An 11,110-nucleotide genomic window follows, 5' to 3' on the forward strand; every position below is an offset into this window, starting at 1 on the left:
CCAAAGATGCAGCTCGCTTTCATGCAGTTTGTCCGTGCGGCAGTGCCGGCATGGCTGTCCGAAAACGCGCGGCGCCTTGCCGAGCGCCTCGATCCCTTCGTCCACCTTGCCTATTCGCAGGACGGCGAAGACATGATCCTGCGGCGGTTGTTCGAGGGCCAGAAGCAGGGCTTCTATGTCGACATCGGTGCGCATCATCCGTTCCGGTTCTCGAACACCTGCTATTTTCATCGCCGCGGCTGGACCGGACTCAACGTTGACCCGAACCCGGACGCTATCAAGGCATTTCATCGGGACCGTCCGTCCGACATCAATGTTTGCGTCGGCGTTTCGGACACCGAAGGGGAGCTTACCTTTCACTTCTTCAACGAGCCGGCCTTGAATACGTTCGATGCCGATCTGGCGTCGGAACGTTCGCGTATCCCGGGCTACCGCCTGCTGGAGACCAGACGCATCGCGGTGCGAGGGCTTGATGACCTGCTCACCGAATATCTGCCGGAGGATCAGGTGATCGACTTTCTGTCGATCGATGTCGAAGGAATGGACCTGTCCGTTCTTCGTTCAAGTGACTGGAGCCGTTTTCGGCCACGCGTGTTGCTGGTCGAGGCGCATGAGCGGACCGTGCAGGCCATCGAGAGTGATCCGATCAACACTTTTGTCGCTGCCGCTGGCTATCGGCTGATCGCCAAAACACTCAACACGCTGATATACGAAGACGGGCCACAGATCTCTTCGCCGAACCGGGCTGCCTGACATGCAGGATTTGGCGCCGATCGTTTTGTTCGTCTACAACCGGCCTGACCACACGCGCCGGACGCTCGCGGGGCTCGCGGCCAATCCGTTGGCAAGCGAGAGCGATCTGATCATTTACGCCGACGGTCCGAAAAAGCCGGAGCATGCCGACGCGATCGAACAGGCCAGGGCCGTTGCCCGCGCCGCGTCTGGGTTCAGGTCGGTCACGATGATCGAGCGCGACAGGAATCTGGGTCTGGCGAACTCGATCATCTCGGGCGTCTCGGAGGTCTGTTCGGAGCGCGGCCGGGTTATCGTGGTCGAGGACGATCTGCTGGTGGCCCCGCAATTCCTGACGTTTCTCAACCGCGGGCTTGAGCGCTACGAGAATGAAGCGGCCGTGTTCCAGGTTTCGGGATACATGTTTCCGGTCGAGGCGGAGGGATCGTCCGACGGGCTGTTCCTGCCGCTGATCAGCTGCTGGGGATGGGCGACCTGGCAGCGCGCCTGGACCCAGTTCGATACGTCGGTCGCGGGTTACGATCGGCTGAAGCGCGATCCGCAATTGCGCGCCCGGTTCAATCTCGACAACTGCTATGATTATTTCGGCATGCTCAGGGATCAGATCGAGGGCAGGATCGATTCCTGGGGTATACGCTGGCTGCTCTCGGTTTTTCTCAAGGGCGGGCTGATTCTCTACCCGCAGCACTCGCTGGTCCAGAACGTCGGGATCGACGGGAGCGGCACGCACGGGGCGGGTACGCAGCATTTGCAGGACGATCTTCGCGTCAATGCTGATGCCATGCGTCGCTACGAGAACTGGCCCACGGAATTGCGCGTCGAGCCGGCAGCGCTCGATCGGGTAAAGCGCGCACTGTCCGGTTCCCCGTCCCATCCGTTGGTTCGACTCATCAGAAGGCTTCTTAAATGAAGGACTATATTCGGGATTTCATCCCGCCGATTTTGTTGCGGAGCGCTCAGGGCCTGAGAGGCCGAGTGGTTGCGCTGCGGCCGACCAAGACCAACGGCACCGAACAGGATCTCGATATCTATTGGGATCCCAAGATGGCCGAGATGCTCGATCGCTGGGGCGAGGGCAATGCCTGGAACGATATTCAACTGCTCATGGCAGGCCGCAAGGGGCGGGTGCTGGATATCGCCTGCGGCACCGGCCGCACCATGGAGCTGCTGAAGAGCAATCCCGATCTGGAGGTGCATGGCTGCGACATCTCGAACATGCTGATCGACAAGGCCATCGCACGGGGAATTCCGCGGGAGAGGCTGCTTGTGACCGATGCGACGTCGATGAGCTATCCCGACCAGTCGTTCGATTGGGCCTATTCCATCGGGTCGCTGGAACACTTCACGGCGGACGGCATCGAGAAGTTCCTCAGGGAATGCGGCCGCGTGGCGCGCTTTGGGACGTTCCACATGATCCCGGTGTCGCGCAGCGATGCCGACGAGGGATGGATCAAGACCTTCCAGAGCTACCACAACAACAGCGTGGGCTGGTGGGACAAGAAATGCCGCACCGCCTACGACAAGGTCGCGATCCTGGATTCGACCTGGACGGACCGGATGTCGCTCGGCAAGTGGCTGGTCTGCCTGTCGGCCTGATCATGGTCTCGTCGTCTCGATGATGCTGTCGCTGCTCGCCAGACTGCGTGGCCGCTGGGTGCAGGCCATGGACAGTCTCTGGGACCGTCGCCAGCAACGTTATTGTCAGTGTGGTGAGGGCTCCAAAATCCTGTCGTCCGGCCGCGTGGTCAATTCCGGCGATGCCGGAAATGTTGTCCTTGGCAAATGGACATGGCTCGCAGGCGAACTTCTGGTCTATCCGCACGGTGGGCGTATCGACATCGGTGACCATTGCTATGTCGGTGAGGGAACCCGGATCTGGTCGCTGTCGAATGTCAGAATCGGCAGCCGTGTTTTCCTGTCTCACGGCGTCAACGTTCACGACAACGATGCGCACTCCCTCTCGGCGGCCGAGCGCCACCGGCATTTCCGGGAGCGGGTCCAGACGGGAGCGGCGAGCTTCGTGGAAAATGTGAGTTCCGGTGATATCGAGATCTGCGACGACGCCTGGATCGGTTTCAACAGCACCATTCTGAAGGGCGTGCGAATCGGAGAGGGCGCTATTATCGGAGCCTGCTCGACGGTTACCCGCGATGTTGCTCCCTACACCGTTGTCGTCGGCAATCCGGCGGCTCCCGTCGGTCAATCCCTGCCATGAACGGATGAATTTTGTGCGTGTCTTGACGTCCTTGCTGTCCCGCCTTCGTCGTGTCGACTCGATCGAGACCAGGGCGGTTTACCTTCAGGAGGCCATGGGTCGCATCGAAGCCAGGCAGACCGAAAACGCGCGCACGCTTCGCGAGGCCGAATTTCGCGTCTTCTCGCAATGGGGTGAGGACGGCATCATCCAGTTTCTCGTTCGCCATGTCCCTATTGCGGACAAGACCTTCGTGGAATTCGGCGTTCAGGACTATCTTGAATCCAGCACACGATTTCTCGTGGTCAAGGATCACTGGTCGGGTCTGGTCATCGACGGAAGCGCCGAAAATGTCGAGAAAATCCGCCACAGCGAGATCTATTGGCGGCATCGTCTCCGCGCCGAGTGCGCGTTCATTACCCGCGACAACATCAACGACGTGATCCGCTCTGCCGGATTTGCCGGCGATATCGGATTGCTGTCGGTTGATATCGACGGCAACGATTATTGGGTTTGGCAGGCGGTCGACGTCGTCAAGCCGCGGATCGTCATAGCGGAATATAATGCGCGTTTCGGCGCCGAGCGGGCGGTCAGCGTTCCCTACGATGCGCAGTTCGTCCGGGGGCGGGCGCACTATTCGATGATCTATTACGGCGCTTCGCTGGCCGCCCTGACCGAGCTTGGCGAGACCAAGGGCTACGCGCTGGTCGGCTGCAACTCCGCCGGCAACAATGCGTTTTTTGTCCGCAAGGATGTGCTGCCAGCGATTCTGCCGCGTGTGAGCGCTCGCGAGGCTTATGTCCCGGCATGTTTCCGCGAGGCGAGGGACCCTTCCGGGCAGCTGAGCTTCCTGTCGACGGAGGACGAGCAGAAGCTGCTTGAAACGCTGCCGTTGGTCGATCTGCGTTCATGATCTCTCCTGACGGATCGGCCGTCCTCGTCACCGGCGCACTCGGCTTCATCGGTCGTCATGTCTCCAAGCATTTCCGATCGCGCGGCCGCCGGGTCATCGGCATCGGCCACGGCGAGGTGGATGCCGAGGCGGCACTGACCCGCTGGCATTCCGGCGATGTATCCAGCGACGCGCTTACAGCGTTCGCCGAACCCATCGATCTTATCGTTCATTGCGCCGGCAGTGGATTGGTCGGCGATTCCTTTCGCGATCCCGATGCCGAGTTTCGCAAGAGTGTCGGCGCCGCGGTCGAAGTTCTCGACTTCGCGCGCCGCCAGGCGGCACGCCCCCGGATTGTCGTGCTGTCCAGCGCGGCGGTGTATGGCGTTGTAGCGCATCTGCCGATCCCGGAAGACACGCCGCTCAATCCGATCTCGCCTTATGGCAAGAGCAAGCTCGCGATCGAGCAGCGTTGCCGGCAGGCCGGCCAGGAAGAGGGGCTCGAGATCGCGATCGTTCGGCTATTCTCGGTCTACGGTCCGGGTTTGCGCAAGCAGCTGTTCTGGGATGCCTGCCGCAAGTTCTCGCAGCAGGATGGTCGCTTCGGCGGCAGCGGCAATGAGCGTCGCGACTGGCTTCATGTCGGTGATGCCGTTCGCCTGGTCGATGCCATCGCGGGGCAGGCATCTGCGGCGGTGCCGATTGTCAATGGCGGCAGCGGGACCTCCATCAGGGTTCGCGACGCGCTGGCGCAGTTGCGCGAGCTTTGGTCGGCATCGGCACCGGAGCTCACTTTCTCCGGCGAGGCCCGCCAGGGAGATCCTCCGGGCTATGAGGCCAATATTGTCCGTGCGCGCGCGATGGACTGGGCGCCCTGGCAGGACTTCGCCACGGGTCTCGCCGAGTACGTCGCATGGGCCCGCGGCGCCCTGGCTCATGACTTCGGCTCAAGACCCGGGCTTATGACATGATCCGTGTCGGATTCATCATGGCGTTCAGCGACAATGGCTGGCTCGGCGGCATCAGCTACTACCGCAACCTGTTTTCAGCGATCAAGGCGTTGCCGGAGCGCAGGATCGATCCGGTGCTGATCACATCAGGGCGCGGCGTCGACGCGCTGAAAAGCCAGTTCCCCGACATGGCCGTCATTTGCTTGCCGCTGCTGGATGCTTCCTCGCTGGTCAGTCACATGCGGCGGGTGATGCGGGTGGCGTCGGGACGCGATTTCCTGATGGAACGGGCCCTGCGTTCGACGGGCATCGGGATTTTGTCGCATTCGGGGCACTTCGGCAAACATGCGCCGGTTCGCAGCATCTCCTGGATTCCGGATTTCCAGGAACTCACGTTTCCCGAATTCTTTTCGCCGAGAGAGCTCGCCGCGCGCCGCCGGAATCTGGCCAGCACCTGTCGTCACGCGTCCACACTGTTGCTCAGCAGCGAATCCGCATTGTCCGACTTGAAAAAAGTCCGCGGAGGAGACGTTGCGACGGCGGTGCTGCAGTTCGTTGCAAACGTTCCGCCACCGGAAGAATTCTTGCCGCGCGATCAACTCGCGGCTGCATATGACGTGGGTGCGGCATACTTTCATCTGCCCAACCAGTTCTGGATTCACAAGAATCACGCGATCGTGCTGGAGGCGCTTGCGCTGTTGCGCCGGCAGGCCAAGCCGGTCCAGGTGATTGCAACCGGCAACACGGACGACCCGCGCCAGCCGCATCATTTCTCGTCGCTGATGGAGACCGCGCGCGGACTAGGCGTGGACGACCTGTTTCGACCGCTGGGCGTGGTGCCCTACATCGATATGATGAGTTTGATGCGACATGCGGTTGGCGTGATCAATCCATCGAAATTCGAGGGCTGGAGCACGACCGTCGAGGAAGCGAAGTCGATGGGCAAGGCTATTCTGCTCTCGGATATTCCGGTGCATCGGGAGCAGGCCCCGGATCGAGCGGGCTTCTTCGCAACCGGCGACGCGGCCCGGCTGGCCGAGCTGATGTCCCAGGCCCTGGATCGGTGGGATGCCGTGGCTGAGGCCGTTCATGTCGATCGTGCCGCAACTGCTCTTCCAGCCCGCCGCCAGGCCTTTGCGCGATGTTACGAGGACATCGTGCTGGCAACCCTGGCCCGGCATGGTTCCGACGCCAAACATATATCGATGCGCACGCAGCAGGCGTCGCTGGACGAGCAACACTAGCCATGCGCATCTCCGTGGTCACACCGTCCTTCAATATGGCGCGCTATCTGGAAGACACCATCAAGTCGGTCGTTGCCAACCTGCGGCCGGGCGACGAGTATTTCGTCATCGATGGCGGATCGACCGATGGCAGTGTTGATACCATTCGTCGTTATGAGCACAACATCACCGCCTGGATCAGCGAGCCGGATGCCGGATATGCGGACGCGATCGGCAAGGGATTTGTGCGCGCAACCGGAGACATCCTGTGCTGGATCAACGCCGGGGATTTTTATCTGTCCGGAGCGCTTGATGCCGCGCGGAACGCCGTCACCGATGAGCGGGACATGATCTTCGGTGATGATTTCTATGTCGATGAAATCAATCGGATTCTGTCCTTCAGCCGCGGATGGGTGCCGAATCTGCGCACGGCAACATTGTTCGGGGGCTGGACTCCGCTGCAGGACGCCTGTTTCTGGCGCCGCAGCCTGTATGAAGCGATCGGTGGGATCGATCGCTCGTTGCAGTATGCCGCCGACTACGACCTCTTCCTGCGTATGGCGCAGGCGGGGAGGGCCGCTTACGTGCCCCTGACGTTCAGCGCGTTCCGGCGGCATGCCGGACAGAAGTCGATCTCCGGCTCCCAAGCCTATCAGATCGAACGCCGGCGGGTTCGCGCGCGTGAGCTCGATGCCGACCGCACCGGGCCGGCGTTGAAGGCCATCCATCGCGGCGTCTACAGGATTGCGATGAGCGCGCGTTCGCGCCTTGCGCCGCTGGCCTGGCGCAGGCCGGATCTTGTTGGGCAGCTTGCGGCGAAGGTTCCCTGCGGCGCCTATTGGGGGCCGGATCAGCGGATCTCGCCGATGCAGGAGGGGGCATCGCTCTGATGCATCCGCAGGCTGCGAGGACAACTGAGATAATTGAAATGATCATCTCCCGATGAAAGAGTTCCTCAAGCGCTGGATTGGCGCGATCGTCGATTGGCGTCGCGTGGTTTCGCTGGGATATCTGCCGCGCTATGCGGCGGACTGGATCGCGTTCCGCCGTCAAGCCGGATCGTGGTCGGTCAAGGCCGCCGACAGCTATCCATGCCTGGCGGACCGCTTGCCGACCACGCCGTTCGATCCCCATTACTTCTACCAGGGCAACTGGCTGGCGCGGCGGCTGGCGGAGTTCAAACCGTGCCAACATGTCGATATTGGCTCCAGTGTATTGACGATGGGGGTGCTCTCGGCGCACGTTCCAACTATTTTTGTCGATTATCGGCCGCTCGTCGTTCATCAAAGCGGGTTGAATTGCGTTGCGGCCGATATCAACCGGCTGCCGTTTGCCGATCGGTCGGTGACCAGCCTGTCCTGTCTGCACGTCATTGAGCATATCGGGCTCGGGCGTTATGGCGATCCGATCAATGCGGATGGTGCGCATCTCGCGGCGCAGGAACTGCAGCGCGTGATCGGCCCGGGTGGCAAGCTCTATTTGTCGACCCCGATCGGACGGGAACGGGTCTGCTTCAACGCCCATCGCGTGTTCGCACCGGCGACGATCGTGTCATGGTTTCCACAGCTGCGGCTGACCGGCTTCGCTTATGTTTCAGACGCGGGCACGCTTCATCACGAGGTATTGCCGGATCATGTTCCGCAGCTCGACTATGGCTGCGGCCTTTTCGAATTTCAGCGGTAGCGGTCCTTGCCGTCTCCTTTAACCCTGGTCTTCTGATCCCGATGTTGTCAGCTTTGCGGCGCTCCCTCGCCAATAGCGATTTCTTTGCCTTCAACGTCCGCAATCGCGACATTTGGGTGGCAGAGCAGGCCGCGCAGATTCCAGCGGGGTCGAAGGTGCTTGATGTCGGCGCGGGGTCGGCGCCCTATCGGCCCCTGTTTGCCCATTGCATCTACAAGACGCACGATTTTGCGCAGTTGAAGAATGCACAGCTGCGGCATGGCGACTATGCGCGGATCGACGTCGTTTCCGATGCGAAGGCTGTGCCTGTGCCGGATGGCAGCTTCGACGCCGTGATCTGCACCGAGGTGCTGGAGCACGTTCCCGAACCTATCGCCGTCGTGCGCGAAATCGGTCGGATCGTCGCCCCCGGAGGACGTCTGATTCTCACGGCGCCGTTGGGATCCGGCATTCATCAGGAGCCATATCATTTCTATGGTGGCTATACGCCGTACTGGTACGAAAAATTTCTGGATGAGGCCGGCTTCGAGTCGGTTGCGGTCTCGTCCAACGCCGGTAGTTTGCGACACATCGCGCAGGAGACGATCCGGTTCGTGCGCATGACCCGGCCATTCGGCTTTGCCGCGCCCTGGTTGGTTCACCTGGTGTGGGTGCCGTTCTGGCTGCTGTTTGCGCCATGGCTTCTTGTCGGTGTGCCGGTTGCGGCAAGGCTGCTTGACCGCTTTGATGGCGAACGTCGCTTCACGGTCGGTTATCACGTGTCGGCGGTTCGCAAGCGCCTCCCGCCGCCCCCATGAAAATCCTCTGCGTGCTAAGCCGCTTCGCTTACGGCAAGCCGGAGCGGGGCGAGAACTACGACTATGTGCACTTCGTCCCGGCATTGGCGCGGCTGGGACACGAGGTCAGCCTTTTCGATTCCGGCGATCGCTCGCTGCACGCCGATTTCGCTGCGCTGAATACGGCGCTGCTGGAGCGTGTTGTTGCGTTTCAGCCAGACGTTATTTTTTGCGTGCTGATGCACTACGAGATCTGGTTCGATACGCTGGATCTGATCCGGGCGAACAGCCCCGCGCTGATCGTCAACTGGGGCACCGACGATTCCTGGAAGTTTGCGCAGGCGTCGCGGTTCTTTGCCGATCATGTTGACCTGCATGTGACGACCGATCCGGCCGCGGAAAAGACCGCACGATCGCTCGGCCTCGGCAACGTCATGCTGTCGCAATGGGCCGCATCCGAGACCGATCTCAGGGCGCCGTGCCCGGCCGCGGAATGCCGCCATGATGTAAGTTTCGTCGGCAGCATGTACGGCTATCGTGCCGCGTGGATCGAGACGATGCGCCGCGCCGGAATTTCTGTCACATGCTTCGGGCATGGCACGGAAAATGGCGTCGTCGACGCCGCCAGCATTCCCGAGATTTTTCGCACCTCGCGTATTTCGCTGAATTTTGCCGGAGCCGGTCAAAATCCGGGTCCCACTGCGGGCGCCAACAGTCGTCAGATCAAGGCGCGCACGTTCGAGGTTCCCGGCGCCGGCGGCTTTCTGTTGACGGAAACAGCGCCGGGATTGGAGCGGTATTTGACGCCGGGCGAGGAGGTCGCCACGTTCGCATCGCCGGACGAGCTGGTCGCCAAGGCGCGTTACTTCCTCGGCCATCCCGAAGCGCGCGACCTCATGGCGCAGGCCGGTCATGCGCGGACTTGCGCCGAGCATACCTATGCGAAGCGCTTTGCAGAGATCCTGGCGAAGCTGCAATCCACCGGCGCCGGGCGCAGCAGCCTATCCTGGGCGCTGTTGCCCGACGCTCTTGCCGCGGCGGTCGCGTGTCACCGCAACACGGCTGCGATCGCCTGGCTTCGCTCATTGTTGGCCGTTCTGCTCACGCTGGCGTTCGGCAACGAACGCGGCCCGCGCGCAGCGCGGCGACTGCTGTTCGATCTGTCCTGGCGCCTGTGCGGAGCAACCACTTATTTCGCGCGCGGCTGGCCCGGACGGCTGTTCTACCACGAAAGCTGACGTGTCAGGCGCAATGCATCTCACTGGCACCACGGACGTCACGACGGATGAACCTGCAACCGGGCGCCCACTGGTGTCCGTCATCATGTCGATGCGCAACAATGCTGCGACCGTCGGCGCGGCCGTCCGCTCCGTACAGCTGCAGACATTGCGCGATTGGGAGCTCATCGTCATCGACGACGGATCGTCCGATGCCAGTGCGTCCATCGTGGAGGGGATCGCCGATGCCAGAATACGGTTGATCCGCGAATCCTCCAGCGCGGGCCTCGCGACACGGCTCAATCAAGCCGTTGCCGTCAGCCGCGGCGGCTTCATCGCCCGCATGGATGCGGACGATGTCTGTTTTCCGGAGCGTCTCGCACGCCAGATCGAGCGATTGCAGCAGGAGCCGCAGCTCGATCTGCTTGGTTGTGGTGCGGCGGTCTTTACGGAAACCGAGCTCATCGGTCGGCTTCCGATCGGGCTGACGCACGAAGAAATCTCGGCGCAACCTTTTCGCGGATTTCCTTTTCCGCATCCCACCTGGTGTGGCCGTGCGGCCTGGTTTCGCGACAATCCATATGACGGCGCATTGATGAAAACTCAGGATCAGGATTTGCTGCTGCGAACATTTTCACGAAGCCGGTTTGCCGCCCTTGAAGACATTCTGATCGGATATCGATGGGATGCGATGAATTTGCGCAAAATGCTGCTGGGACGGCGGACATTCGTCACGTCCTTGTGGCGACATGCGAGGCGCTCGGGTCCGTTGCTTCCTGTGTTGGGCGCGATCGCCGCGCAGGGCATCAAAGGCATCGTCGACGTCGTCACCATTGGTCTCGGTCTCAATCGCATGGCGCAGCGCAAACGATTGCTGCCGGTGCCGCCATCGGTTGCGCAACGATGGCAGGAACTGCGGCAGCGGCTCGGCCTCAACAAGGCCGCGACCTGATGTGTGGCATTGCAGGCTTGCTGCGGCCGGGCGGTGGCGATGAGGAGGTGCTCGCGGGCGTAGCGTCGCGGATGGCGGATGCGCTCCGGCATCGCGGCCCCGATGCCGGCGGCATCTGGACCGATGCCGCGGCGGGCATTGCCCTCGGCCATCGCCGGTTGTCGATCCTCGATCTTTCGCAGGCGGGGGCGCAGCCGATGCGCAGCGAATGCGGCCGTTTCTCGATCACCTTCAATGGCGAGATCTACAATCATCTCGAACTTCGCGCCGAGCTCGAAGCCGAGGGAGCGGCGCCGAACTGGCGTGGGCATTCCGACACGGAAACGCTGTTGTATGCGGTTCGGCAATGGGGTGTCGCCGGCGCGCTGCAGCGCCTTGTCGGGATGTTCGCCTTCGCGCTGTGGGATCAGCGCGCGCGAACGCTGACGCTGTGCCGCGATCGCTTCGGCGAGAAGCCGCTGTTCTATGGC

12 protein-coding genes and 1 pseudogene are annotated in these 11,110 nt (G+C 61.8%); all 13 read left to right on the top strand.

Features of this window, described 5'->3' with window-relative positions; genetic code table 11:
- Positions 1-6: 6 nt before the first annotated feature.
- A complete protein-coding gene (locus HY68_RS37785; protein ID WP_052457566.1) occupies positions 7-753 on the top strand; it encodes an FkbM family methyltransferase in 747 nt (248 codons plus the stop codon).
- 1 nt (position 754) lies between these two features.
- Entirely contained in the window at positions 755-1,663 is a 909-nt protein-coding gene (locus HY68_RS37790) for a glycosyltransferase family A protein (protein ID WP_042001902.1), read from the top strand.
- The gene (locus tag HY68_RS37795; protein ID WP_042001906.1) at positions 1,660-2,349 is read left to right on the top strand and encodes a class I SAM-dependent methyltransferase; all 690 of its coding nucleotides are present in this window, start codon (positions 1,660-1,662) and stop codon (positions 2,347-2,349) included. The genes HY68_RS37790 and HY68_RS37795 overlap by 4 nt, the downstream gene beginning before the upstream one ends.
- 19 nt (positions 2,350-2,368) lie before the next feature.
- Positions 2,369-2,968, top strand: coding sequence for an acyltransferase (locus tag HY68_RS41560; protein WP_078864206.1), 600 nt, complete (start codon positions 2,369-2,371; stop codon positions 2,966-2,968).
- A 4-nt stretch (positions 2,969-2,972) separates the two neighbouring features.
- Positions 2,973-3,860, top strand: coding sequence for a hypothetical protein (locus tag HY68_RS37800; RefSeq protein ID WP_042001909.1), 888 nt, complete (start codon positions 2,973-2,975; stop codon positions 3,858-3,860).
- Positions 3,857-4,810, top strand: a complete 954-nt coding sequence (locus HY68_RS37805) for an SDR family oxidoreductase (RefSeq protein WP_042001914.1) — start codon at positions 3,857-3,859, stop codon at positions 4,808-4,810. The genes HY68_RS37800 and HY68_RS37805 overlap by 4 nt, the downstream gene beginning before the upstream one ends.
- Complete coding sequence (locus HY68_RS39920) at positions 4,807-6,033, top strand: glycosyltransferase (RefSeq protein WP_052457568.1); 1,227 nt, start codon at positions 4,807-4,809, stop codon at positions 6,031-6,033. The genes HY68_RS37805 and HY68_RS39920 overlap by 4 nt, the downstream gene beginning before the upstream one ends.
- Before the next feature lie 2 nt (positions 6,034-6,035).
- Positions 6,036-6,902 (top strand): glycosyltransferase family 2 protein, encoded by an 867-nt coding sequence (locus HY68_RS37815; RefSeq protein ID WP_052457569.1) that lies wholly within the window; start codon positions 6,036-6,038, stop codon positions 6,900-6,902.
- A gap of 52 nt (positions 6,903-6,954) precedes the next feature.
- Positions 6,955-7,695, top strand: a complete 741-nt coding sequence (locus tag HY68_RS37820) for a DUF268 domain-containing protein (protein WP_042001917.1) — start codon at positions 6,955-6,957, stop codon at positions 7,693-7,695.
- Between the two features lie 41 nt (positions 7,696-7,736).
- Complete coding sequence (locus HY68_RS37825; protein WP_042001920.1) at positions 7,737-8,492, top strand: class I SAM-dependent methyltransferase; 756 nt, start codon at positions 7,737-7,739, stop codon at positions 8,490-8,492.
- Entirely contained in the window at positions 8,489-9,709 is a 1,221-nt protein-coding gene (locus HY68_RS37830; RefSeq protein ID WP_042001923.1) for a glycosyltransferase, read from the top strand. Before HY68_RS37825 ends, HY68_RS37830 begins: the two co-directional genes overlap by 4 nt.
- Before the next feature lie 85 nt (positions 9,710-9,794).
- Positions 9,795-10,640, top strand: coding sequence for a glycosyltransferase family A protein (locus HY68_RS39925; protein WP_157874587.1), 846 nt, complete (start codon positions 9,795-9,797; stop codon positions 10,638-10,640).
- Positions 10,640-11,110, top strand: a pseudogene (locus HY68_RS37840) (hypothetical protein); the annotation flags it as partial. The gene HY68_RS39925 and the pseudogene HY68_RS37840, both read left to right, overlap by 1 nt.

This window comes from Streptomyces sp. AcH 505 (assembly GCF_000818175.1).
GTDB lineage: Bacteria > Actinomycetota > Actinomycetes > Streptomycetales > Streptomycetaceae > Streptomyces.